The organism is Vibrio stylophorae (assembly GCF_921293875.1).
GTDB classification, from domain to species: Bacteria; Pseudomonadota; Gammaproteobacteria; order Enterobacterales; family Vibrionaceae; genus Vibrio_A; species Vibrio_A stylophorae.
The window spans coordinates 1187134-1211031 of sequence record NZ_CAKLDI010000001.1; the positions used below are offsets into that span (position 1 = coordinate 1187134).

Sequence of the window (23898 nt, forward strand, 5' to 3'; positions counted from 1 at the left end):
ATGCGCGCCTAGCGCGGTGACTCGGCGCACATTGTTTATGGGATGGCTTGTGATTATGCAAGTGGGCGTTTGACACACACAAAGAGTGCGTTGCCCGATTCGCCATTCCAAGGTTGTAGGGTGTCGTAATTGTGCTCAAACAGATGCACATCAAACTGTGGCTCCAGCAATGCGGTGAGCTCTGCAAAGCTGATGGCGACCATGGGATGCTCATCATGCCAGACATGTGTTGCATCTTGCGTTTTACGATCCACACTGAGCTTAAGGGCTTGAGTATCGCCTTTGCCGCTGTAATACCAGCCCGATTGAAAGGTAAATTCGCTGCCTTCGTGATGCACGCTATGACGCACAAAAGAGTCATTGCGAATCAGATTTTTCTCCACCACATTAAAGCAAAATAGCCCGCCTTCATGGAGCGCCAAATAGACTTGCTGTAAGCACTGCTTGAGGTTTTCTAAATTGCCGCTGTAGTGAATGGAATAGAGAAAGCAGGTGATAAGATCGAGCTGCGTATCGACGGTAAAATCGCAGATGTTTTGCAGGCTAAAACTGGCCTCAGGGCAGCGCTGCTGGGCGAGTTCGAGCATGGGCTGATTGAGGTCTAATCCTTGGCTTTGATACCCCTTATCAATGAGGTGGCGAATATGTTGCCCTGTGCCGCAGGCAAGATCGAGATGACGTTTACCACCATTACCAAAGAGTTGGTCAAAACGTGAAATACAGTGACTTTGGGCTGCATAATCGATGTCAGTACACATCAGATCATAGTAGCGAGAGAGATCGGTATAAAGCGCGTTTGAAGTTGGGGTGTTCAAATGAAAACACTCAAAAATAAAAGGTGGCGCATCCTATATGAAAAGCCAAAATAAGCGAAGCAATATTCGCACAAATTTCACGCATCACTGCTAACTTTTTGATTAATTTGATAATTATATTATTCACTCTAATTGCTTGAATTCATTGAAATTAGATAAAATGACAAACAGAGGCGATACACTTATTTGATCAGTAAGGCGGCGATAACTGAGCGGATGGATAAGCAGATGGATAAACAGATGAATCAGTGGATGAATAAAGGGATGAACAGATGGGTATTGCACTTATTGTTTGTGTGTAGTGGCTTTGCACTGCCAGCTTTGAGCGCAGAAGGCGTGGTGCAAATTCGAGCCAAAACTAGCGCCTTAGTCAATGTCAGTGAAAGCTGTCGAAGCGGTAACTATGCTCAGCCCGATGGCGATTTTGCCGTGCAGCTTTTTTGTGATGGTGCCTATGGCAATCATCTCTCTGTGTATCTTGCCACGATGAGTGATCAAATTTCGCCGCGATATACAGTGAACCAACGCCACTGGCAGGGACAAGTGTGGGGTGTCAATGTCACTTCATTTCTATGGCTCAGTAATGGCGATGAACTGGTTGTTGCAACGATGAATAACGGTAGGGCCACGGTTTATTTACTGAATTTAGCCGAGCAGCAGTCGCACATCTTGTATCAGCAATCCGTGGATGACATTGTGATTCTGGGCGTTTCGAACCAGATGTTGACGATTGCGTTGAGCACTGAGCAAGGCCGACAAATTGTTGAGGTCACTTTACCTCAGCATCATTCGTACTTCAGTAGCAATAATTGAAATTAATTATCAATTAGTCTTGCAACTTCAATTGGGATTAGTTATTAATTGCAGTATTCGATTAACACTTTAGTTACAACTTGTGTGTGAATCATACTGTTAATATATCTCACCATCCAAAGGGAGTTCGCATGGTCTCTGATTCTCAGACAACCCAATCCGCTCAATCTGCTGCGCAAAGTTGGTTTAGCTGGGGGATCTCGGTCATTTTCAATTGGCGTATTCAACTCCTGACACATGTAATGGCTTTCGCCTGTTGGTCTGTGACTGCTTTTTACCCGCAATATGCCATGATGGTTCGCGGTTACGCGCTGATTTATCTATTCACTTTTGCACCTGTGACGCTATTGATGGTCAGCAGTGTTTGCGGGCGTTTTTCAAAGATGGGTGCGTCATCTTCCTTGGCTAATTTACCATGGCTCCTCTTTGTGACTGTGCCTGTCGGCGGTGTTGCTTGGTTGATTTGGACCTTTTGGTGTGTTTTCCATCAAATTTCTTAGCTAAAAACTGAACTAAGTCTTTAGCGCAATTTATGCCTGCCTTCACCTTGTTCTCAATCAATCGCTGTTTTGAGTTGTTCTTTCGAAGTGAATTTGCGAGCTACATTTGCGAACTGAATTTCTGAGCAGCAAATAAAAAAGCGCCTTTCGGCGCTTTTGTAATTGATATGACTGACGTTAGATTTTCTCAGATCGACTCGTGTCAACGAGCAGCCAATTTATTTGCTTGGACGACAGTTTGAGAAGAGATCTAATTGCGCTTCATACACCTTGGTTTGAATATCCATGGCACCCAAGAGTGAGTGGAAGATATTGTCTTGGCTGTACTCATTCTCTTTACCCATTTTACGCAGGCAATTGAGGTCAATTTGTTTGCTTTGCGCAAAGCCAGGTGACATCCACATCAATAGTGGCACCTTGGTTTGTTGCTCAGGCGCAATGGCGTAAGGCGTGCCGTGTAGATAGACACCGTGCTCACCAATGGACTCACCATGATCTGAGATATAAATCAGCGCCGTGTTATAGCGATCCTCTAGGCTAATCAATTTCTCAATGAGGTTCGCCATCACGTAATCGGTGTAGCGAATGGTGTTGTCATAGGCGTTACGAATTTGCTCATTGCTGCAGTTTTCAATATCGGCACGTGCGCAATCTGGTTGATAGTGTGCCATGGCTTTTGGATAGCGTTGGAAGTAGGTTGGACCATGGCTACCAATTAAATGCATCACCATCACGCGATTGCCTTTCATCTGCGCAATTTGTGAGTCCAAATCGGCAAGCATGATTTCATCGTAGCAAGTTTCACCGTTACAAAGTGGGTGGCTGCTGACATCGAGTTTGGCAAGCTGATGTTCGTCGAGCTTCGCGACATTGTGGGCAACGTGTTTATCACCACCATCATTGTCTTTCCAAAGCACACTCACACCCGCGCGCTTCAAGATATCCAATGCGTTGTCTTGCATGTCAGCACGCTCACGATCGAAGTTACTGTGCTGAAGAATAGAGAACATGCAAGGTACAGACACGGCGGTTGCTGTGCCGCAAGAGCTGACATGGTTGAATACCACAGGATTGTACTTCTGGGTAAAGGCATTGGTGTCACGCTCATAACCATTGTATTGATAGTTTTGTGCGCGCGCGGTTTCGCCCAATAGGAAAATCAGCAGGGTTGGTTTGCCATTACCCTTATCATGGAAATAAGCAGGGTTTTGTTTGGCATCTTCACCGATGGTTTTGTAGGTCAAAGGCGTAGACAAATAGCGCTTATCGATCAGTTTCACTGCACTATAAACAAAGTGAGTCGGAATGATCATCTTCTTCAAATAAGGCTGGTTGCGGCCCACTGAAGCATAATCTTGGTAGTAAAAACCGGCGATAACCACCACCAATAGTAGAGAGACCACCATGCTGATCACTTTACTGAGAAGCAAACGGAAAATGGAGGGTGCAGGGCGTACTGGGGTGAGCAAAAGAATGACGGCAGGAAGAACGCCTAGACCCAGCACCCAAAACAGAGCAGTCAAACTAAAGTAGGAACCCGCTTCATGGCTGTTGGTTTCGAGAATATTCACCAACATATCTTGGTCAACAATGGTGCCATAGTTATAGCCGGCGTAACTGATGACACTGGAGATCACGATCAAAATAGAGAAGAAGGCCTTGCCCACATAGGGCCAGTTCAGCAAGCTGAAAATGAAGTTCATCGCCAAAATGAAGAAGAGCGGAATGGAGATGATAAAGCCGATTTTAACGGATTCAAGCTCAGTGAAAATTTGATGAAGTTTGGCGTAAATTGGCAGATTCAATGCAAGTGCAAAGTAGCAAGCAAGTATCAAAGTGATACGCCAAAGCGGCTGCGGCTTGAGTCGTTTAGACAGCATGCGTTTGTCCTTTGTGATGTATTTGATGTTCTTATGGAACGGTGTGTCCGTCATTAAGCGTGCAAATATATAGCTATGTCACATTTTCCTGCAAATTTATGCTTGTTTTTTAAGCCTATTGAATGATGGCTAAATAGTCACAAATTCTTTACGTTTTTGCTGTTTTAAAATTGATATTTTCCAATGGAGCGGTCAGGTGGCAGTCAGAATCGGTCTGGGAGAGGGCAAATCTGCATAGCAAGATGAGGCTATTTTCGGGATAGATCGTCGCAAATGAAGGCAACTCAATGACTGCAATGGATTGCGGGGCGTGAGTGGCAACAGCTAGGAGTCGTGTTGGAACAGTGCGGGTTAAGGCGACGAGTATGAAATTCCTGTGACCGCGCAGTGATTTTTAACATCACAGCGCGAAATCCCAGCGGATGTGATATTGCATCTGTTTACATCATAAATGAGATCAAGCAAGCTGTGCGCACAACCAATCCATCATGAAACCTATGACCACACCTGATATTCGATTGATCGCTTCTGATATGGATGGCACCTTGCTTGATGAGCAAGCGCGCCTTGCTCCGGAATTTTTTGACCTTTTTCATCAGCTCAAGGCGCAAGATATTATCTTTGCAGCCGCTTCAGGTCGCCAATATTACAGCCTGCTTGAGACCTTTGCGCCCGTGAAAGATGAGATGATGTTTATTGCCGAAAATGGCACCTTGGTGATGCATCAAGGACAAGAGCTCTATAGTTGCACCATTGCGCGTGATGAAATCCATGCCATTGTCGCTGCGGCGCGCGAGATTGAAAATGCCTATGTGGTGCTTTGTGGTAAGCGCTCTGCTTATATTGAAACCCAAGCGCCAGAAGCGCTGGCTGAGTTTCAAAAATACTACCAGCGCTGTGAATATGTGCCGGATCTACTCGCGGTTGAAGATGATTTCATTAAGGTGGCGATTTGTCATTTTGGCGGCACAGAAGCGCTGGTTTATCCAAGTATTTATGGCCAGTTTGGTAACACCCACCAAGTAGTGGTCAGCGCTAAAATTTGGCTCGATGTGATGAACGCGCAGGCGTCCAAAGGTGCGGCCATTGAGCATTTGCATCGCACCATGCAATTTGGCCCTGAAAACACTATGAGCTTTGGGGATTATTTGAACGATCTTGAAATGCTGAATGCCAGTGGCTATTCCTATGCCATGGCCAATGCGCATGATGCGATTAAAGCAGCTGCGCGCTTTGAAGCGCCAAGCAATGCAGAACGCGGCGTTTTGCAAGTGATTGAGCAATTGCTAGCCGGTGAAATCAGCGGCAAATAGCTCGGTTGCGACAATTTGTCCAATATAAAAAAACCGAGCATGTGCTCGGTTTTTTTACAGGCGCTCAATATTAGAATTCAGCGTTGTGGTAAACGTTTTGTACGTCATCACAATCGTTCAAGGTATCCAAGAACTTCTCAAAGCTAGCCACGTCATCACCAGCAAGGGTGGTCATGGTTTGTGGAACGAAAGTGATCTCTTCCACATCTACAGTGACGTCTGGCTGGCTATCTGCAAGCGCATTTTTAATCTTGAAGAATTCAGTGTGTGGTGCGAATACAGTGATCACGCCATCTTCACACTCGATATCAGCGACATCACAGTCAGCCATCATCAGATTTTCAAGTACAGTTTCTTCGTCTTCACCTTTGAACTGGAATACAGCTTGGTGATCGAACATGTGTGCAACGGTACCTGGGCCGCCAATTTTTGCATTGTTTTTCACAAAGCACTGACGCACATCCATAAAGGTACGGTTGTTGTTGTCGGTTAGACAGTCAACGATGACAGAGCAACCACCAGGGCCAAAACCTTCGTAACGTGCCACTTCATAGTTTTCGCCGCCGCCGCCATTGGCTTTGTCGATCGCTTTTTCAATGACGTGGGTTGGTACTTGGTCTTTTTTCGCTTTTTCGATTAGACGACGAAGAGACAGGTTTGAATCTGGATCGGTGCCACCGTTTTTAGCAGCCACATAGATCTCTTTACCGTACTTAGAGTACACCTTGATTTTGGCGCCTTGTGTCTTCGCCATTGAAGCTTTACGTACTTCGAAACTACGTCCCATGGGGAGTTACTCTCTATGTTTGACAATAATCTGAGGCGCGAATTTTACCTTCGGGAAAGCCTCTTGGCTAGCACCTGATAGCTAAAGGGTGGTTTTGATTGGCTTTGTGTCAAAAATTTGGGACAAAATACGGCCAATTGAGGCTGGTTTTGTGATGCTTGCAGGCACACTGATCTTGCCTCTATTTATAGGCTGAACACTGAATAAATAATCGCCCATTGTTGAAATATAGGATTGTCATAAACCAGTGATTGCAATCTAAGAATGATTGCTAGAGTATATACTCTAATTATATTTTCATGATCTTACATGGATTTTAAGCGATAGATTGCCATGAAACCGATTGACTCATTTTCACTGACGCGCTGGCGCACAGCGACGCGTCATTTTCGTGTATTGTCCTTGGCTTGCACCACAATGTTTGCATCGGGCTGGGCTAATACAGCGCTCGCCGCAGATATTGGTTTTGAGCAAGCTTGGCAATTGATGCTGCAAAATAACCATGGGATTGCAGCAGAACAGGCCAATGTTCAGCGTTATGCGCAGCTCGCTGAAGGGACCAAGGCCATGGATTTGCCTTCGGTGACCTTGGGTGCGAACTATACCCGTCTTGATCAAGACATCACCTTATCCGGTCAGCAGTTGCTTGATAGTACCGATGCCGCGTTACCGCCGCCAGCCATGTTGCCGCCTACGATTGCGCCCATTGTGGGCAGCTTGCTTGGCACCACCTCAACAATTGCTGAAAAAGATATTTTGTCCTCATCGGTGCGTGTGATTTGGCCGATTTTTACGGGTGGTCGCATTGATGCAGCGCAGCGCGCAGCGCGCGGTAGACTAGATGAAGCGAAAAGCCATCAAGCCATGGCGCTGCAAGGTCGTTATGACGATCTCAGCCGCTACTATTTTACAGTCCAACTTGCCAAGGCCGTGCTGCAAACACGCCAAGAGGTGGAGCAGGGGCTTGCACAGCATTTGGATGCAGCGAAAAAATTAGAGCAGCAAGGACAAATTGCGAAAGTGGAGCGCCTGCAAGCGCAAGCCGCTTTTGATAAAGCCATTGTCGATCGACAAAAAGCAGCGCATGACCTCACCATGGCCAAGGCGGCCTTTGCTAAGCAAATTAATCAGCAAACAGGTCAGCAAAGCAATCAACAAAATGAACTGTCACCTGGTGATCCGCTGTTTATTAACGCCCATCTTCCGCCGCTCCATGCTTTTATCGAGCAAACACTTGCAACCTATCCTGGTCTTTCGTTACTCGATGCTAAAGACAGCCAAGCTCATAGTTTGGTCGATGCCGAAAAAGGGAAGTATTACCCCAATGTTTATCTCTATGGTGACTACAACCTGTATGAAGATGACAGCCTAGCGAGTCAAATGAAACCAGACTGGTTGGTGGGTGTGGGCGTGAGTATTCCGCTTATTGATAACACAGGCCGCTCTGAACAGCTTCAAGCTGCGCATAGCGCGGTGCTACAAGTGCGTCATTTAAAAGCGCAGGCGAAACAAAATCTCGCACTTTTGGTGCAAAAAACCTATTTAGAAGCGCAGCAGGCCATTGATGAAGCCAATGGTTTGAACTCCAGTATTGCGCTAGCGAAAGAGAATATATTGCTGCGTCAAACCGCATTTGCCCAAGGTTTAGGCGACTCGCTTGATGTGGTGGACGCACAGCTTTATTTAGCCAGCGTGCAAACCCAGCAATTGGTGGCGCGTTATCGCTATGTGATTGCACTCAATAAACTATTGGCACTGAGCGGGCAAACGGCCCAGTTTGCGCAATACCAACAATCATCCGTCGCGCATGTAGCCGCGCACTAAACAGCACTAAAGAAGGAATCGATGATGAAATATGTAAAACCACTTGCTGTGACTGTGGTGCTGGTTTTTCTTGTGTCTTGGGTGGGTTACAGCTTTTATCGTGCATATCTACCGCAACCAACCTTACTTCAAGGCGAAATTGAGATGCAGGAATACAGTATCTCATCCAAAGTCGCTGGGCGAATTGATCAAGTCTTGGTACGAAAAGGCGACACCGTATCCAAGGGCGAGCTGATTTTTACCATTCATAGCCCTGAAATTGAGGCCAAATTAGAGCAAGCACAGGCCGGTGAGCAAGCCGCCAGTGCCATGGCGGAGCAAGCTGATCAAGGTGCGCGTAAGCAAGAGATTCAAGCAGCCAAAGCGCAGTGGCAAAAAGCTAGCGCCGCAGCAGCGCTTTTGAAAAAGACTTATATCCGGGTGAATAATCTTTACGAGCAAGGGGTGATCGCGGAGCAAAAACGCGATGAAGCGAAAACCCAATGGCAAGCCGCGCAATACACGGCCAATGCCGCGTATCAGATGTATACCATGGCCAAAGAGGGCGCGCGCGTCGAAACCAAAAAAGCGGCGCAGGAAAAAGTACGAATGGCACAAGGTGCTGTGGCTGAAGTAGAGGCTTATGCCAAAGACACCCAAATTCACAGCTGGTATCAAGGTGAAGTGTCACAGGTCTTACTACACGGTGGTGAGCTTGCGCCGCAAGGTTTCCCTGTGGTGACTGTGGTGGATACCCAAGATGCATGGGCGGTGCTGCATGTGCGCGAAGATCGCCTTAACCAATTTAGAAAGGGCCAGCTGTTTGAAGCCTTTATGCCAGCACTGAATCAAACCGTTCAGTTTAAGGTGACCCATGTCGCTGTGATGGGTGATTTCGCCACTTGGCGCGCGACGGATGCGTCGAAAGGATTTGATTTACGCACCTTTGAAGTACAAGCGCGTCCCGTTGATAAGAGCCTCTCTTTGCGGATGGGGATGAGTGTTGTTGTGACGTTGTCACACTAAAGCTGTGAATGAACCCATGAAATATTCAGCCCATCCATATACTTCGCACGGCTTTCTCCCTGCGGCCACATTGTTGCGCCGAGATCGCTGGCTCGTGGTGGTTCTGTTTGTGCTGCCTGTGGTGCTCGTTGTTATGCTGTGGTCCATTTTTGCGCAGGGTATTGTGCGTGATTTGCCAATTGCTGTGGTGGATTTATCTAACTCCAGCTTATCGCGTCAGCTGATTCGCCAATATGACGCCAGTCCGACGCTGGCGGTGACCCGTGAATATGGCAATGCGCAGCCTGCTAAGCAGGATCTTATCGATAGTGAAGTGTATGCCTATTTGGTGATCCCGCGGGATTTAGATAAACAGATGCGCCTTGGCTTATCGCCACAGCTCACCCTTTTTTATAATGGCCAATATTTGCTGATGGGACGCTTAGTGAGCTCTGCAGCCATGCAGGCGCAGGGCACCCTCAATGCACAAATATCAGTGCTGCAAGCTATGGGGCATGGTCACGTCACGCCGGCTGGGGCTTTTGGTCAAGCGATGCCGATGCAAAGTCAGGTCACTGCACTTTTCAACCTCAATAGCAACTACACCATCTTTTTGCTGGGCGCCATTGTCCCTGCGCTTTGGCAGGTCGTGATGGTCGCGGGCACCGTATTGGTTCTCACCGCGCAGATGCGCTTATCAAACGGGAGTTATTTGACTGCTGGCAGTTCGGCGCAATGTTTTTGCCGCATTGGCCGAAGTTTGTTGTGGCTTTGGGCACTTTATTGCGCGCAGGGATTGTTGTTTCTCACTTGGTTTTTCTATGGCTTGGATTGGCCGCTGCACTGGCAAGCAGGTCTGGGTGGGCTCAATCATTGGTTGATTTTGATCTTTGCGCAGGTTGTTACGGCGCTGGTATCGATTGTGATGGGCGCGCTGTTTTATTTCTTAACACTGGATGCCGCCCGCGCCATGAGTTTTGCTGGCGCATTTAGTGCGCCGAGCTTTGCTTTTATGGGGATCACTTTTCCCGTCACCAATATGGGGCATTTTGCCATTTGGTGGCGTGATCTTTTGCCGATTACCCATTATATCGATGTGCAAGTGAGCCAAATTAACTATGCGGCGCCTTTGATGACAGCGCTCAATCATATGAAGCCCATGCTTGGCTATATCATCGCTGTGATTGCGCTTTTGCTATTGGTCGATTTTCAGCGTCAGCAGCAGGCTAAGCATGCCGGCCAAGTGGAGGGCGTGTTATGAGCTGGTGGCAATTGATTCAAGCTGAGTTACGTGCCTTTTCACAAAACAAAGTGGTGCTGCTCACCGTGTTTGGCGGCGTGCTGTTTTATTCTTTTCTCTATCCGCAGCCCTATCTTGAGCAGGTGCCGCGTGAGCAAGCGATCACCGTGGTGGATTTGGATGGCAGTTCACAAAGCCGCGCTTTAATACGGATGGCCAATGCGACATCGCAGCTAAATGTTGTGCGTCATGATCTGAGCATTGCGGCGGCTAAAGATGCGTTTTTAAACGGTGATGTGCAGGGGATTTTGGTGATCCCACAGCATTTTCACCGCGATCTTTTATTGGGCCGTTCTCCGACCTTGGCCTATGCTGCTGATGCTTCCTACTTTCTGGTGTACGGCACTGTGATTGAGGGGATGCTTGCCAGTAGTGGCACGCTAGGGGCACAGGTGAAAGTGGGACGTCTGATGGTTTCCGGCGTGCCTAAAGTGCAGGCAGCGGAGCAATACACGCCGATTCGCCTCAATGGCAAACCGACCTTTAACCCCGCCATGGGCTATATCGAATATGTCGTACCTGCGGTCTTTGTGATGATATTGCAGCAAACCCTTATTATGGGGGTGGGCTTAGTGGGCGCAGGCCAGCGCGGTCAAGGTTACTGGCAAAAGACGCCTTTTTGGCGTGTGGCATTACTGCGTGTGGTGCTATTTGTTGCCATTTACTATGTGCTGAGCGCCTTTTATTTTGGCTTTACCTTTGAGGCCTATGGTATTCGGCGTCTCGCCGATCCGGCCGAGTTATTACTGCTGCTATTACCATTTTTGCTGATCTGTTGCTTGATCGGGTTGCTGTTAGGGGCGCTGATGCCGCGTCGCGAGCTGGTGACAGTGGTGGTACTACTGAGCTCCATGCCGCTGATTTTTTCCATTGGCTTTATCTGGCCACTACAAGCTATGCCCCTGTGGGTTCAGCAATTTGCTCAGCTGTTTCCTTGTACGCCAGGTGTACAAGGCATGCTAGAGCTCAATCAAATGGGCGCACCGTTTCATCATTTAACCGCGCAGCTCAATATGATGGCGCTGCAACTGCTGGGTTGGGGTATCTTGGCGACGGGCGCTTTGTATTGGCGCGCGAAACAGGCGGACTGATTGGTTTTAAAAGCTGGCGATGCCAGCTTTTTTTTGATGTTTGCACTGCGTGCAAGGTAGCCAGTTTAACTTTGCTGCGATCAAGCGCACGTCCTGTATTAATTCAATTATCATGATAAATATGAATTGGTTAGGATGTGCGCAACAGCACGAGGGGGTGGCGATGAAAAAAAACTGGGGTGCTTGTTTGCTAGCATTATGCTGGTCAGCAACAAGCGCGGCGCAAATGCCAATTTTGAGCATGGACTATCAAAGTAGCCAAGCAAAGGGGATGCGTTTTCATGTCGATGTGAATGATGCAGGCTTGGTTCGTTTTGATGGATTTCAGTTGGTTAAAGGATTTGGTCATCATCAATATCAATTAACGCCCGCGCAGCGACAAGCCCTTACCAGTTTAATGCAATCGCCTTGGCTTGCGCAGATCCCCAGTGAGCTGTCTGGCACTGAGCTTTGTAAAAGCTTCAAAGCGGAGATGCCAAGGATTCAGTGGCAAGTGGGGGCTAAAGCCATCGTCCATGATTTAGGTTGCCAAGGGTTTGCCCAGCAAATGTCTCTGTATACATGGGAGCAGCAAGTCTACCAAGTGTTGGCACTCAATCATTGGGTGGGCAGTGAGCGGCTGCATCAACCGGTGAATGTTCAGCCGCCAGTGGCGGCCTTTAGTGAATTATTACAGTATCTACAGCAGCAATCTTTTGCGGCGATTTTAGAGCTGAATGTTGGTGCCAATGAAGCGAAGCTTAAAACGCTCAGTGAAGCCATCGGGCAACCTTTGCCCACCCAGCTAGCGCGATTGCTGGGTTTCAGTAATGGCCAATCACCGACCAGCATGGGACTGATGGTGGATGGTTACTATTTACTGAGCACAGAAGAAATCATCTTTGAATACCAAACGCTGAGTAAAATTTACAAGCAATCGGCCAGCTCACGTCAAATTTTGGATCGCAGCGGTGCAGTGCTTGATACTTGGTGGCAGCCGCAATGGATTCCTTTTGCTTCCATTGGCAATGGCGACCTGTTGCTGATTGATTTATCGCCGGGTGAGCAAGGAGATGTGGGGCAGATTGTTGAATTTATTCATGACGATACAGCGCGGCCATTGCTCGCAAAGGATCTGCAAAGCTACTTTGCACAGATTAGAGCAGGATTAAAATCTGGTGAATTTGTGCTGACCGAATACGGGGTATTGCGAAAATCGGATGCTGATATGCTGTTAGAATCAGCCCAATAAAAAGCGCCGCAGGGCGCTTTTTTATTGTTTATTAATCAGTAATCAGTGCGAGTGCGTATGGCGCACCATTATTGGTCTTGTTGTTTGCGCTGCCCCTTTGGGCTAGGACGCGAAGTAAGGGTATCTTTATTGTTTGCATGGCGATGCGTTTTATCGCTTTTACGCGCAGAAGGTTTGGATGAGCGCGCTGGACGCGATGACCGACGCGGAGGCTGATGCGATGCATTTTCATCCCGAGCCTTTGGCTCTTTGTGTCGCGTGTTGCTCAGGTTTTCTTGTCGCGCATGATCGCTTGAATGCTTCGCTGCGCTTGCGTCTGGCAGATCTTCATGCGGCGCCGCTGATTCAGCGGATGCATTATCGCGAAGACGTTTTGGCACATAGTTTAGAATTGAAATTGGCACAGGTTTTTTCGGCTCAAAGCCTACGATCTCACGACGCTCTAAAAGGTGACCCAGACGTTTTTCAATCATGCATAGGTTCTTAAAGTCATCTTTAGAGACCAAAGAAATGGCTTCACCGCGCGCCCCCGCACGAGCCGTACGGCCAATGCGGTGAATATAGTCATCAGCAGGGAAGGGCAGATCATAGTTGACCACGCGCTCTAGATGCGCAATATCAATCCCGCGTGCCACCACGCCAGTGGCCACAACAAAATTTACTTTGCCCTGCTTAAAGTCTTCAAGAAGCTGCTCACGGGCAGCTTGGCTGCGACCGCTATGAAATGCTTCTGCATGAATGCCGCGTTTTTCCAGTTGACTGACAAGCTTGGCTGCACCTTGCTTGGTTTTAATAAAAATAAGCGCTTGTTGCCACTGTTTACTGTGAATTAAGTGGCTAAGTAGCGATGATTTGGCGTCTTTATCAACGCCAACCATCCACTGCTCGATTTTGGGTTTTTGTCCTTGTGAGCGCAGATCCACTTCCTGTGGCTCAATCATGGCTGTTTTCGCCAGCTCACGCACAGGCGCAGCTAAGGTCGCAGAAAAGAGCAGAGTTTGGCGCTCATTAGGGAGGCGATCCACAATCCAGTTCAGCGCATCAATAAAGCCCATATCCAGCATGCGATCGGCTTCATCAAGAACCAGATATTTGATCGCGTCAAAATGCAGCGCACGTTGTTGAAAGAGATCGCGTAAGCGGCCCGGTGTCGCAATCAGAAGGTCTATCCCTTCAATGAGCTTTTGCTTTTGCGGAGCGCTATCTACACCGCCATAAACGGCCAATGTTTTCAGTGGTAAATGCAGGCTGTATTCACGGGCTTTTTGCTCTACTTGCAGCGCCAATTCTCGGCTCGGCACAAGCACCAAAGCGCGCACACGTTTTTTGCCAATGACGCCTTGCGTCGCCATTTTTTCAAGCAATGGCAGAACAAAGCTGGCCGTTTTGCCACTGCCAGTCGGTGCGAGTGCAATTACATCCTCGCCTTTGATAACCATAGGAATGGTTCGTTTTTGAATCGGCGTTGGTCGATTGTAAGAAAGCGCGTTCAGCGCAAGAATCAAAGGCTGGCTTAGGCCAAGGGAGGTAAATGACATGGAGATCTCAAACCGTAAAATGGGCAATAAAAAAGCGAAGGGTGAGTCATTTATGGTGATGACTCTTAGCCATCATCGGTGATGACTTAAGGTCGCTATGGCGCAGTGTATCACGGCTTTTCGCTTCGGTACTATTTCATATAGACCTGCGCATATTGGCGCAGCACTTTTCGCAGTACTTTAAGCTCAGGGGTGTGCTCTAAATTGGCGGTGTAATAGAAAGTTAAATCAATATATAGGCGGTTAGCGAGCTCTTTGATTTGCAGCTGCACCAATTTGCCATGGTCAACATAGGGCTGGGCATGGCTACAACTGAGGATCGCCCAGCCATCGTCTTGCACCAGCGCCAAAAGATGGTCGTGATTACTCACAAGGTTGAGATTGGGTGATACCGCAAATAGATCGGGCTGGTTTTTCATATGATTTTCGCTGATCAGCTGGGTTTCCAGTTGTAGCTGAGCCATGGTGACGCGATCGCTTTGGGTCAGTGGATGGTGCGCGCCGCAATATACCGCCAAAGGGGCTTGCCCTAGGCTCATAAAATCAAGAGGGAGCTGATGCTGATTGCGCTGTTGACTTTGCATAATCGCTACCTGATAGTGGCCACTAGCCACTGCCGTTAACGCTTCCTGGCGATTGCGCTGTAACCAATGTAGGCGCAGTTGCGGATAGCTTTGCCGCATTGCTTGGCTGGTATAGCGAATGAGCTGTTGTGGCACGGCGACATCATGGAAAATTTCAACTTCAACCGGTGGCGTCAGATAACAAGTGTTAAGGCTATGATGCAGTTTTTCACTGTGTTTGAGTAAAATTTTTGCCTGCTGATAAAACTGCTCGGCAAGGGGCGTTAGCTTTGCTTTCTTACCCTCGATTTCAAAGAGCACAATGGCATAACTCTCTTCCAGAATTTTAATCTGCTCTCGCACTGTGGTGCGGTCTTTGCCGAGAAGACGCGCAGCTTGGCTATAACTGCCTGTTTCAGCAGTGGCACAAAATGCGCTGAGGTGCTCATAGGAAAACATAGGCCAAGCTCTCTATTCGGCGGTGAGGTTTATCTTGCCATGCTTTGGTTTGCGAAAATGCGCACTGGCTCATGGCGATCGTGATTGCTGATTGCAATATCGCGCTGACCGCGTGAAGGCTTGGTGAAATGGGTGATAATTTCGATCTGTCGATTAGACTGAAATAAAGTCATAAAAATCTGATGAAGGTTGTTTTGAAATGGAATTCAAATCGAGTTATCTAAAATGGGTGGTATTGGGTTTACAGGGCTTCGTCATGAGCGGTGTACAAGCTGCAGAGTCGCGCTGGCAAGGTGAGCTTTCTTTCAATGTGGGTTATATCTCTGTGAAAGATAATCTCAGTACCAAAACCGACCAATCTATTGCGAATTACGCTGCGCCCAATGACCATGATGGGATCGATTTTGCGGGGGGATTAGGGCAAATCAGTTACCGTTTAGATGATGACAATCGGCATCGCCTTTATTTCGGAACCTCGCGTGCGGATATTGCCATAGGCACCTTGGCGCTTGAGCTTGGCTATCAGTGGCAACAAGACTGGGCGCTCGTTGATATCTCCTTCCTGCCGACAGTGCTGTCTCAAGAAGCTTGGCAAAATCCCTATCTGCTCAATCAAAATCGTCAAGAAACGGATCAGAAGGGACATGCTTTTCGGTTGCAGCTCAAAAATATCGGCGATTCTCGTTTGAGCCTTGAGCTTGGCTATGGCGATACAGAGATTGAAGATGAAGGCATTATGCAGCCGAGTCTTCATCGCTCCGGTGATGCTTGGCTTGTGCGCGGGCAATATATGCAACCCTTGAGTCGCAGCAACGGACTGATTAGCGCGCTGGCTTGGCTGAATTATGACGCCCAAGGGCAAGCTGCCAGTTATCAGCGATACGAACTGCGCATGACCTATTTTCATCATATCAATCAGCACCAATTTGCTCTCACGGGCGCCTATGGCTTTCAGGATTATGATGCGGTGCATCCCATCTTTTTGAAAACCCGTGAGCAGCAGGATGGGCGTTTATTTTTAGCCTATGAATATCAAAATCTGTGGGGTGTAGATGCGCTCTCAGCCAATTTATTGCTGGGATATCAATTGGGCAATGCCAATCTCGACTTTTATGATAACGAGCAGATATTTACATCAATAGGTTTGGGCTGGCAGTTTTAATAGGTGCTTCAGTGCTGTAGCACTCTACAAGGAATTAACATTGAGTATTTTACCAAGTCTAATAGCCCAAATGATTTATTGTTGAAATTGTGCCGTGAATCTTTGAGTGTTTATGCCTCAAAAAATGAGCAAGAAGTAGTTGATTGCTTTTTTAACTTTTGTGTTACGGCTCATTCCCTGAGAGATTGGTGCATTAAAGTATCATCAGCAACCTCTCAAGACTTCCATGATTACTGTAATACATTTGACACTTTGGAAATGTGTCGTGATATTGCGAATTCTAGTAAGCATTTTGGCTTAGATGGCAGTCGAGCATCGACTGTATCTGAAATTGATGAAAAAGAGCTTAAATACGTTCCTTTCGGTACAAATGACTCTGAGGGCGGCGTGATAAAGCCCAGCTTGGAAATAGTTACCGATGAGGGTCAAATAGTTAATCTAAAAGATTTTCTAAACGATACCGTAGAATCATGGGTGAAAGTATTTGATCGATTTAGCATTCAGCGAGATCAGAAATTTACTTATACAGGATCATTGGAAGTGCAAGTCGAAGACTATGTTATTTCTCTTATCTAAGTTCGTAGTGCTAGTAAGTCCTTAAGAGACTAAAACAGCAGGCTGTTCGCTTCACACCATTTTAGTCCCTTAATGAGGAGTTAACTGATAGGTATAGGCAATAAAAAAGAGGGCGCATGGCCCTCTTTTTCTCTATGTGAGACGTTCAGAATTAAGCGAGTTGCTCGTGCTCAATTGCCGCATCTTCATCTGGCTGCTCAACCGCACTTTCTGCGCCGTGCATCCAGTAAATCAATTTATCGCTCAACAGCCATAGAATCAGTGCTGATACTGTTGCTGTGATCGCAATACCACCGAAGATAGACATTGCGCCAAAGCTACCAACGTGTGAGCCAATATAGCCCGCAACATAGTTTGCAACAGCGTTAAAGCCAAACCATACACCCATCATCAATGATGCAAGGCGAAGTGGTGCCAATTTGGTGATCATAGACAGACCGATTGGTGACAAGCAAAGCTCACCCAAAGTATGGAAGAAGAACGCGCCAACCAACCACATCATTGAGGTTTTCACTGTGGTGTCACCACCTTGCTCAAGCACGGCACCAATCATACAAAGGAAACCAAGAGCCAAGAACACAAGCGCCATTGCAAATTTAATTGGCGAGTTTGGTTCGCGAGGGCCCAATTTCACCCAAAATGCAGCAAGTACAGGTGCAAGCACAATGATGAAGAATGGGTTCAATGATTGGAACCACGCCGCAGGCACTTCAAAGCTACCAATCATACGATCGGTGTAGTGCTGGGTGTAGACGTTCATCAAGCCGCCTGCTTGTTCAAAGCCAGCCCAGAAGACCACGACGAAAAGACCCATGATCAAAATCACTTTGAGGCGATCGAACTCTTCTTTGGTGAGCGGTGCTTTACGACCTTTGCTATCTTGGTTTTTCTTCAGTTTTGCCGCAGGGACAGTACCGATGTTACCCAATAGATTTTTAGCAAATGTTAGCTGAATTAGCATGCTGAGTAGCATACCAATACCCGCAGCCAAGAAGCCTGCTTTCCAGCCATAGCTGTTGGTTGCAGAGCCTGACACGATACCCGCCATAAATGAGCCAATGTTAATACCCATATAGAAGATGGTGAAAGCACCATCACGGCGTTTGTCGCCTTGGTCATAGAGATCACCCACCATGGTTGAGATGTTTGGTTTAAACATCCCGTTACCGATGATCAGGACAATCAGACCTAGATAAAGCGCATGTTCTGGTGATAGGCCAAGCCAGCCATTTGGCAGTGCGAGGGTAAATTGGCCTAGCGCCATTAAAAAGCCACCAATCAAAATGGATGTGCGCTGGCAAATGTAGTTATCTGATAACCAACCACCGATGAGTGGGGTTACATAAACAAGACCGGTATAGATACCGTAGAGTTGCAGTGCATCTTGCTCAGTCCAACCAAGGCCACCGTTCATAGTGGTATCAGTTAAAAATAGAACCAAAATGGCACGCATTGCGTAGTAGGAGAATCGCTCCCAAAGTTCAGTCCCAAACAGCAGGAACAAGCCGCGAGGATGACCGAACATCTCTTTGTGTGTGTTTGTCATAAATATTACTAATCTTTGGAATTATAGAATTTAATGCGACTCTATATATACGCTCCAGATGACCATGCTGCAAATGTGGCATATGGTGAATTTCCGCGCGAAACTCCTAAGTGAATGATTTATCAATATTTGTGCGCATAATTAACAAAAGTTGAATATCCTGATAATTCATCGAAAATAGGTTATTTTGTCGTGAATGCGATCTCATCGGTAATATATTCTTAATTTGAGCGATAAATCCAGTTGAATGCACTAAAAATCACATTATTTCGCCATGTTTTAAAAGGTAACTAAATGTAACATCGCTCTTTTGGCATTTATTGCTTGATATTCGAAATAAATGCGAAATTTCTTATCTGTATCCACTGTGTTTTCCGCTTTTTCCTTGATTATTTATCGTTGTTTGATATTTTTCATGCAAATAAAAATGGTTCGCATTCGCATGATTTATTTAGTGATTGCCATTAGGGAATAAAGAAGGAAGTTGCACATGACAAAACAACAGAATTGGTGGGTCACCCTAGGGTTGCTACTCGTATTGGGTTGGACGCCTTGGGCGAAAGGCGCAACCTACACCCATGCTCTGGGTGAGACACATTTGGATAAAACGCCGCAGCGCATCGTGGTGCTAGGATTTGCTTCCTTAGATCTATTGCAACGCTTGGCTATTAAGCCTGTCGGGGTAACACAAACCCTATTACCCGAATATCTTGCCTCTTTTGCTGACGCGTCTTATGTCCATGCAGGCAGTTTGAGTGAGCCAGATTTTGAGACCATTTTTGAATTAGCACCGGACTTAATCATTATTGAAGGCCGAATGGCAGGTGCTTACCAAGATTTAAGTCAAATTGCCCCCACCTATATTTTTATGCCGGATGCGCAAAATTATTGGTCTTCCGTACAGCAAGGCTGGCGTGATATCGGCGCCATGCTGAATAAAAGCACGGAGGTTGAACGCTTGATTGACTCAGTACAGCAGCAAATGAGCACGCTGCAAGCAAAAGTAAAAGCGCAACCACTTTCAACTTTGATGGTGATGAACAATGGCAACAAAATTGCGATGTTTGGTCCCAATAGTCGCTTTGGTTTGATCTATCGCGAGCTTGGTTTTCCATCAGTCAGTCATGACACATCTGCTAATGGTCCGCATGGCCACTTAATCTCCTTTGAATATATCGCGCAGCAAGCGCCGCAAATTTTGTTTGTGATGGATCGCGAGCAGGCTATTGGGCGTGCGCAGGGGATGGCTAAAAAGCAGTTTGATAATCCATTGATGGCTAAGACGCCAGCGGCGCAATTCCATCGACTAATCTTTCTTAACCCATCGGTTTGGTACCTTGCCACCGGCGGCGTGACTGCCACTGAATTGATGTTGGCTGATCTCAATCAGGCATTTATAGCGCCGCAAGTTGCGCTGACGCAGTCAAAACAAGCAATGCATTCGCAGTCGCGATAAGATGAGGGTTATATTTTTTGCAGCCGCGGTTTTTTTTGCTTATTGCGGCGGGTTCATTGTTTGTCGGGGTGGCAAGCGTCAGCCCCTTGGATCTTTTGCAGGATAATAGCCAAGCATGGTCGATCTTTTGGGTAAGCCGCTTGCCGCGTTTGCTGGCCATCATTTTTGCCGGTGCAGGATTGAGCATTGCAGGGCTGTTGATGCAGCAAATTGTGCAAAATCGCTTTGCTGCGCCTTCAACTACGGGAACCATTGATTGTGCCATGCTCGGATATATTTTGAGTTTGGCGTTTTTCTCGCACTGGGGGCGCTGGTCGCAAATGCTGCTGATTTTCGCCTGCGCCATGGGGGGAACTTTGCTCTTTGTTCGCTTTATTGCGCGCCTGCCGTTGAAAAACACCGTGATGATCCCACTGATTGGCATTATGTATGGCAATGTGGTGGGGGCGCTGACCACCTTTTTCGCCTATGAATATGACTTAATGCAGACGCTTGCGGCATGGAAAGTCGCCAATTTTGCATCTGTGCTTCAGGGCAATTATGAGCTTCTGTTTATTGCACTTCCTGTCGCTGTGGTGGCTTATCTTTTTGCCTTTCAATTGAATGCCGCGAGTATGGGAGAGAGCTTTGCGAAAAACATTGGCCTTCACTATTCGCAGATCCTGCTGATTGGCGTCACGCTGGTTGCCATCTTATCTGCCAGTGTGGTGATGATTGTTGGGGTGATCCCGTTTTTAGGCTTAATTGTCCCTAATTTGGTATCGCTACTTAGCGGTGACAACCTGCGTAAGAACCTACCTTGGACGGCCTATTGGGGCGCGCTATTGGTTTTAATGTGTGACCTATTAGGGCGGATATTGATTTTCCCCTATGAGGTGCCCATTGCCATGGTGATGAGTGTCTTTGGCGGCGCTATCTTTATTTCCTTGATCTTAAAGGAGCGACGTCATGGCTAATTTGCTCGCAACTTTGGGGGAAAGGGCGCAATCAAAACGCCAATGGCGTTGGCGCGGTGCATCGCTTGGCTTGCTATGGCTTGGTTTGGCATTGATCATTGCGCTTGCGGGGTACCATTTATTTGAAGGGCTGACCGCAAGAAATTATCAGTTTTTTCTTTCAAGGCGAATCCCGAATCTGTTGGCCATGGTGCTGGCTGCCATTGCGATTGGTGCGAGCGCCTTGGTGTTTCAAACCATTACTCATAATCGTATTTTAACGCCCTCAATTTTAGGCTTTGATGCGCTTTATGCACTGCTTCAAGTGAGCTTGGTCGTGTGCTTGGGTAAAATGCATCCGTGGGTGCTCAATCCTTATCTGAATTTTGTGTGGGTGACATTGGCGATGGTAGTGAGTGCTTTGCTGCTGTTTCGACTCTATTTTCGAGTGATGGCGGGGCAGATCTATCCGTTACTGCTGATTGGCATTGTGTGCAGTGCGCTCTTTTCTAGCATGGCTGATTTTATGACGTTGCTAGTTGACCCAAGCGAATTTACAGGCATTCAAGATCGCTTATTGGCGAGCTTTAACCGCATCAATACCCATCTTGTGTTTGCCTTGATATTGCCCATGGCAGCTTGTTTGCTATGGCTTTGGTATCTCAGTCCGCAGCTTGATGTGATGTGGCTTGGCTCTGAAAATGCGACAAGTTTGGGTATCAATACAGCCAAGCTGACGCATCAAGTGCTGATTTGTATCACCTTAATGATTGCCATGGCGACGGCACTCGTCGGGCCCATTCTCTTTTTTGGCTTGATTGTGGTCAGTGTGACACGTCAGCTATGCCAAGCTTTTCAACACCGAATATTGCTCATTGCTAGCAGTGGTGTTGCCGTTTTGATGCTGCTATTTGCGCATCTACTTGTGGTTCAGTTGTTTTCATTTTCAACCACCCTCAGTGTGGTGATCAATCTTATTGGGGGGAGCTACTTTTTGTGGTTACTCACCCGTCAATCGATGGCTCAGTCATGATTCATTTTTCTAATCTTCATAAAACCTACCGCCAATTTTCTGTGTTATCCGATGTATCGGGCGATTTTCCTCGCGGCCAAGTCACGGCCATTATTGGTCCCAATGGCGCGGGTAAGAGTACTTTGCTATCCGTGGTGTGTCGTTTGGCAAAAGCTGATTCTGGCGATATTGAAATTGCAGGCCAACGACTTGAAAGCTGGGATCAAAATGCGCTGGCGAAGCGCTTGTCGGTGCTGCGTCAATCCAATCAAATCAATATGCGCTTTACTGTGCGTGAATTGGTGGCGTTTGGCCGTTTTCCCCATTGCCAAGGTCGTTTAAAAGCGCAAGATCATCAGGCGATCGATGAGGCGCTGGCGCTGCTCGAGCTGACCCATTTATCTGAGCGCTATTTAGATGAATTAAGTGGCGGTCAGCGTCAGATGGCATTCATCGCCATGACAGTGGCCCAGCAAACTGATTATCTCTTTTTAGATGAGCCGCTGAATAATCTCGATATTAAGCATTCCGTGGCCATGATGCGCTGTTTGCAGCGCCTTGCTCATGCACAAAATAAAGCGGTAGTGATAGTGATCCACGATATTAATTTTGCTGCGCGCTATGCTGACCGTTTGATTGCGATGAAAAACGGCAAAATAGCTCAGATGGGTAGCACGCAAGAGGTCATTCAATCTGAAATATTGTCAGATATTTATGAGGTGCCTTTTGTGGTGACCGAGCATCAAGGGGCGCCGCTGTGCGTTTATTACTAATGCTTCAGTAAAGTGTGATGGCGCGCTTGCCCCGGGATGGATAAGACGCAATTACACACGCTCTCAGGCACAATCAAAGAAGCGCCATTAAGGCGCTGTTATGAAGCAAGTCCTTGCCCTCAAATGAGATAGACATGATGAAGATTGTGATCGCCCCAGATTCCTATAAAGAAAGCTTAACCGCGCTGCAAGTGGCCAATGCCATTGAGGCTGGGTTTCGTCAGGTTTTTCCTGATGCGCAATATATCAAATTGCCCATAGCTGATGGCGGAGAGGGGACGGTGCAATCTTTGGTGGATGCAACACAAGGGCAAATCATCGACTGCCAAGTGACCGGGCCGCTGGGAACGCAGGTTCAGGCATTTTATGGGCTACTCGGTGATGGCAAGACAGCTGTCATAGAGATGGCTGCGGCATCGGGTTTACATCACGTACCTGCAGCTATGCGCAATCCCCTTCACACCACCAGTTATGGTACTGGAGAGCTGCTGCGTCATGCGTTATCACGTGGTGTGCAGCATATCATTTTAGGTATTGGGGGGAGCGCGACCAATGATGGCGGCGCAGGAATGGCGCAGGCATTGGGTGTTCAGCTATTGGATGGCCAAGGGCAGAATATTGGTTTTGGTGGTGCGGCGCTCGCTCAATTAGCGCGTATTGATTGCAGCGCCATGGACACTCGACTGAACGATGTCAAGTTAGAAGTCGCTTGTGATGTCACCAATCCGCTATGTGGGTCAAAAGGCGCATCGCAAGTCTTTGGCCCACAAAAAGGTGCAAAGGCGCAGATGATTGCGATACTCGATGGTAATTTAGCGCATTTTGCAGATGTGATGGCGCGTGACTGTGGCCGTGAGGTGCGTCATCTGCCGGGCGCAGGCGCTGCTGGTGGTATGGGGGCGGGGCTTATGGGGTTATTCAATGCAAATTTGCGCGCTGGTATCGAGATTGTGGCGGATGCGCTGCGCTTATCAGAGATTGTCGCTGATGCTGATTTGGTGATCACCGGAGAAGGGCGCATTGATAGCCAGACGATTTATGGCAAAACGCCTGTTGGCGTTGCAAAAATAGCGAAGCGCTTTGACGTGCCGGTGATTGCAATTGCAGGGGCCATGGGCGCAGATTATTCCGCTGTGCACCAGCATGGTTTAGACGCGGTCTTTAGCTGTGTTCCTCGAGCGATGCCCCTAGATGATGCTTTGACTCAAGCGACAAATCATGTGGTGCAAGTTGCGCAAAACGTAGCGATGGCACTGTATGTGGGGCGCAGTTTAGGTTGTGCTTAACCGCTTTCATGAGCGGTGAATTCAGACTATAGGCAAAAATAAAAAGCGAGCATT

At 47.5% G+C, this 23898-nt stretch carries 20 protein-coding genes and 1 pseudogene; 15 read left to right on the forward strand and 6 right to left on the reverse strand.

Features of this window, described 5'->3' with window-relative positions; translation table 11 throughout:
- Positions 1 to 53 precede the first annotated feature (53 nt).
- Positions 54 to 758, reverse strand: a complete 705-nt coding sequence (locus tag L9P36_RS05455; protein WP_237467863.1) for a class I SAM-dependent DNA methyltransferase — start codon at positions 756 to 758, stop codon at positions 54 to 56.
- Between the two features lie 285 nt (positions 759 to 1043).
- On the opposite strand from L9P36_RS05455, the gene L9P36_RS05460 reads away from it, so the two are divergent.
- On the forward strand, positions 1044 to 1628 hold the full coding sequence (locus tag L9P36_RS05460; protein WP_237465581.1) for a hypothetical protein: 585 nt from the start codon (positions 1044 to 1046) through the stop codon (positions 1626 to 1628).
- Between the two features lie 131 nt (positions 1629 to 1759).
- Positions 1760 to 2128: a hypothetical protein gene (locus L9P36_RS05465; protein WP_237465582.1), complete on the forward strand. Its 369-nt coding sequence runs from the start codon at positions 1760 to 1762 to the stop codon at positions 2126 to 2128.
- Positions 2129 to 2346: 218 nt separating this feature from the next.
- Here the strand turns inward: L9P36_RS05465 and L9P36_RS05470 are convergent, their stop codons facing one another.
- Complete coding sequence (locus L9P36_RS05470) at positions 2347 to 4008, reverse strand: phosphoethanolamine transferase (RefSeq protein WP_237465583.1); 1662 nt, start codon at positions 4006 to 4008, stop codon at positions 2347 to 2349.
- 497 nt (positions 4009 to 4505) lie between these two features.
- On the opposite strand from L9P36_RS05470, the gene L9P36_RS05475 reads away from it, so the two are divergent.
- The gene (locus L9P36_RS05475) at positions 4506 to 5321 is read left to right on the forward strand and encodes an HAD family hydrolase (RefSeq protein ID WP_237467864.1); all 816 of its coding nucleotides are present in this window, start codon (positions 4506 to 4508) and stop codon (positions 5319 to 5321) included.
- Between the two features lie 70 nt (positions 5322 to 5391).
- On the opposite strand, the gene L9P36_RS05480 is transcribed toward L9P36_RS05475, so the two are convergent.
- Positions 5392 to 6108: a YebC/PmpR family DNA-binding transcriptional regulator gene (locus L9P36_RS05480; RefSeq protein WP_237465584.1), complete on the reverse strand. Its 717-nt coding sequence runs from the start codon at positions 6106 to 6108 to the stop codon at positions 5392 to 5394.
- Between the two features lie 417 nt (positions 6109 to 6525).
- Between L9P36_RS05480 and L9P36_RS05485 the strand changes: the two genes are divergently transcribed.
- The 5 genes from L9P36_RS05485 to L9P36_RS05505 all read left to right on the forward strand — a co-directional run bounded on the left by L9P36_RS05485 (position 6526) and on the right by L9P36_RS05505 (position 12538).
- A complete protein-coding gene (locus L9P36_RS05485; RefSeq protein ID WP_237467865.1) occupies positions 6526 to 7932 on the forward strand; it encodes a TolC family protein in 1407 nt (468 codons plus the stop codon).
- A 24-nt stretch (positions 7933 to 7956) separates the two neighbouring features.
- Positions 7957 to 8937 (forward strand): HlyD family secretion protein, encoded by a 981-nt coding sequence (locus L9P36_RS05490; RefSeq protein ID WP_237465585.1) that lies wholly within the window; start codon positions 7957 to 7959, stop codon positions 8935 to 8937.
- Between the two features lie 16 nt (positions 8938 to 8953).
- Positions 8954 to 10177 carry an ABC transporter permease gene (locus L9P36_RS05495; protein WP_237465586.1) on the forward strand — a complete coding sequence of 408 codons (1224 nt, stop codon included), beginning with the start codon at positions 8954 to 8956 and terminating at the stop codon, positions 10175 to 10177.
- On the forward strand, positions 10174 to 11307 hold the full coding sequence (locus tag L9P36_RS05500; RefSeq protein ID WP_237465587.1) for an ABC transporter permease: 1134 nt from the start codon (positions 10174 to 10176) through the stop codon (positions 11305 to 11307). Before L9P36_RS05495 ends, L9P36_RS05500 begins: the two co-directional genes overlap by 4 nt.
- 163 nt (positions 11308 to 11470) lie before the next feature.
- A complete protein-coding gene (locus tag L9P36_RS05505) occupies positions 11471 to 12538 on the forward strand; it encodes an SMI1/KNR4 family protein (protein ID WP_237465588.1) in 1068 nt (355 codons plus the stop codon).
- 332 nt (positions 12539 to 12870) lie between these two features.
- On the opposite strand, the pseudogene L9P36_RS05510 reads toward L9P36_RS05505, so the two are convergent.
- Together L9P36_RS05510 and L9P36_RS05515 are read right to left on the reverse strand one after the other, a co-directional pair.
- Positions 12871 to 14076 (reverse strand): annotated as a pseudogene (locus tag L9P36_RS05510) (DEAD/DEAH box helicase); the annotation flags it as partial.
- A gap of 131 nt (positions 14077 to 14207) precedes the next feature.
- Positions 14208 to 15098: a LysR family transcriptional regulator gene (locus L9P36_RS05515; protein WP_237465589.1), complete on the reverse strand. Its 891-nt coding sequence runs from the start codon at positions 15096 to 15098 to the stop codon at positions 14208 to 14210.
- Between the two features lie 199 nt (positions 15099 to 15297).
- Between L9P36_RS05515 and L9P36_RS05520 the strand changes: the two genes are divergently transcribed.
- Together L9P36_RS05520 and L9P36_RS05525 are read left to right on the forward strand one after the other, a co-directional pair.
- On the forward strand, positions 15298 to 16260 hold the full coding sequence (locus tag L9P36_RS05520) for a DUF2860 family protein (RefSeq protein WP_237465591.1): 963 nt from the start codon (positions 15298 to 15300) through the stop codon (positions 16258 to 16260).
- A gap of 81 nt (positions 16261 to 16341) precedes the next feature.
- Positions 16342 to 16836 (forward strand): hypothetical protein, encoded by a 495-nt coding sequence (locus L9P36_RS05525; protein ID WP_237465593.1) that lies wholly within the window; start codon positions 16342 to 16344, stop codon positions 16834 to 16836.
- Positions 16837 to 16987: 151 nt separating this feature from the next.
- On the opposite strand, the gene L9P36_RS05530 is transcribed toward L9P36_RS05525, so the two are convergent.
- Entirely contained in the window at positions 16988 to 18382 is a 1395-nt protein-coding gene (locus tag L9P36_RS05530) for a peptide MFS transporter (RefSeq protein ID WP_237465595.1), read from the reverse strand.
- Positions 18383 to 18872: 490 nt separating this feature from the next.
- On the opposite strand from L9P36_RS05530, the gene L9P36_RS05535 reads away from it, so the two are divergent.
- From L9P36_RS05535 to L9P36_RS05555, 5 genes are all read left to right on the forward strand, one after another.
- Positions 18873 to 19838 carry a siderophore ABC transporter substrate-binding protein gene (locus tag L9P36_RS05535; protein WP_237465597.1) on the forward strand — a complete coding sequence of 322 codons (966 nt, stop codon included), beginning with the start codon at positions 18873 to 18875 and terminating at the stop codon, positions 19836 to 19838.
- A gap of 17 nt (positions 19839 to 19855) precedes the next feature.
- On the forward strand, positions 19856 to 20794 hold the full coding sequence (locus tag L9P36_RS05540; RefSeq protein WP_237465599.1) for an ABC transporter permease: 939 nt from the start codon (positions 19856 to 19858) through the stop codon (positions 20792 to 20794).
- Positions 20787 to 21806 carry an iron chelate uptake ABC transporter family permease subunit gene (locus L9P36_RS05545; protein ID WP_237465601.1) on the forward strand — a complete coding sequence of 340 codons (1020 nt, stop codon included), beginning with the start codon at positions 20787 to 20789 and terminating at the stop codon, positions 21804 to 21806. The genes L9P36_RS05540 and L9P36_RS05545 overlap by 8 nt, the downstream gene beginning before the upstream one ends.
- On the forward strand, positions 21803 to 22558 hold the full coding sequence (locus L9P36_RS05550) for an iron ABC transporter ATP-binding protein (protein ID WP_237465604.1): 756 nt from the start codon (positions 21803 to 21805) through the stop codon (positions 22556 to 22558). Before L9P36_RS05545 ends, L9P36_RS05550 begins: the two co-directional genes overlap by 4 nt.
- 137 nt (positions 22559 to 22695) lie before the next feature.
- Positions 22696 to 23844 carry a glycerate kinase gene (locus L9P36_RS05555; RefSeq protein ID WP_237467866.1) on the forward strand — a complete coding sequence of 383 codons (1149 nt, stop codon included), beginning with the start codon at positions 22696 to 22698 and terminating at the stop codon, positions 23842 to 23844.
- Positions 23845 to 23898: the final 54 nt, after the last annotated feature.

Excerpts from the sequence above, each read along its gene's own strand:
- L9P36_RS05455 (WP_237467863.1), bottom strand. The coding sequence starts at position 758 with ATGTGTACTGACATCGATTATGCAGCCCAAAGTCACTGTATTTCACGT.
- L9P36_RS05460 (WP_237465581.1), top strand. The coding sequence starts at position 1,044 with ATGGATAAACAGATGAATCAGTGGATGAATAAAGGGATGAACAGATGG.
- L9P36_RS05465 (WP_237465582.1), top strand. The coding sequence starts at position 1,760 with ATGGTCTCTGATTCTCAGACAACCCAATCCGCTCAATCTGCTGCGCAA.
- L9P36_RS05470 (WP_237465583.1), bottom strand. The coding sequence starts at position 4,008 with ATGCTGTCTAAACGACTCAAGCCGCAGCCGCTTTGGCGTATCACTTTG.
- L9P36_RS05475 (WP_237467864.1), top strand. The coding sequence starts at position 4,506 with ATGACCACACCTGATATTCGATTGATCGCTTCTGATATGGATGGCACC.
- L9P36_RS05480 (WP_237465584.1), bottom strand. The coding sequence starts at position 6,108 with ATGGGACGTAGTTTCGAAGTACGTAAAGCTTCAATGGCGAAGACACAA.
- L9P36_RS05485 (WP_237467865.1), top strand. The coding sequence starts at position 6,526 with ATGTTTGCATCGGGCTGGGCTAATACAGCGCTCGCCGCAGATATTGGT.
- L9P36_RS05490 (WP_237465585.1), top strand. The coding sequence starts at position 7,957 with ATGAAATATGTAAAACCACTTGCTGTGACTGTGGTGCTGGTTTTTCTT.
- L9P36_RS05495 (WP_237465586.1), top strand. The coding sequence starts at position 8,954 with ATGAAATATTCAGCCCATCCATATACTTCGCACGGCTTTCTCCCTGCG.
- L9P36_RS05500 (WP_237465587.1), top strand. The coding sequence starts at position 10,174 with ATGAGCTGGTGGCAATTGATTCAAGCTGAGTTACGTGCCTTTTCACAA.
- L9P36_RS05505 (WP_237465588.1), top strand. The coding sequence starts at position 11,471 with ATGAAAAAAAACTGGGGTGCTTGTTTGCTAGCATTATGCTGGTCAGCA.
- L9P36_RS05515 (WP_237465589.1), bottom strand. The coding sequence starts at position 15,098 with ATGTTTTCCTATGAGCACCTCAGCGCATTTTGTGCCACTGCTGAAACA.
- L9P36_RS05520 (WP_237465591.1), top strand. The coding sequence starts at position 15,298 with ATGGAATTCAAATCGAGTTATCTAAAATGGGTGGTATTGGGTTTACAG.
- L9P36_RS05530 (WP_237465595.1), bottom strand. The coding sequence starts at position 18,382 with ATGACAAACACACACAAAGAGATGTTCGGTCATCCTCGCGGCTTGTTC.
- L9P36_RS05535 (WP_237465597.1), top strand. The coding sequence starts at position 18,873 with ATGACAAAACAACAGAATTGGTGGGTCACCCTAGGGTTGCTACTCGTA.
- L9P36_RS05545 (WP_237465601.1), top strand. The coding sequence starts at position 20,787 with ATGGCTAATTTGCTCGCAACTTTGGGGGAAAGGGCGCAATCAAAACGC.
- L9P36_RS05550 (WP_237465604.1), top strand. The coding sequence starts at position 21,803 with ATGATTCATTTTTCTAATCTTCATAAAACCTACCGCCAATTTTCTGTG.
- L9P36_RS05555 (WP_237467866.1), top strand. The coding sequence starts at position 22,696 with ATGAAGATTGTGATCGCCCCAGATTCCTATAAAGAAAGCTTAACCGCG.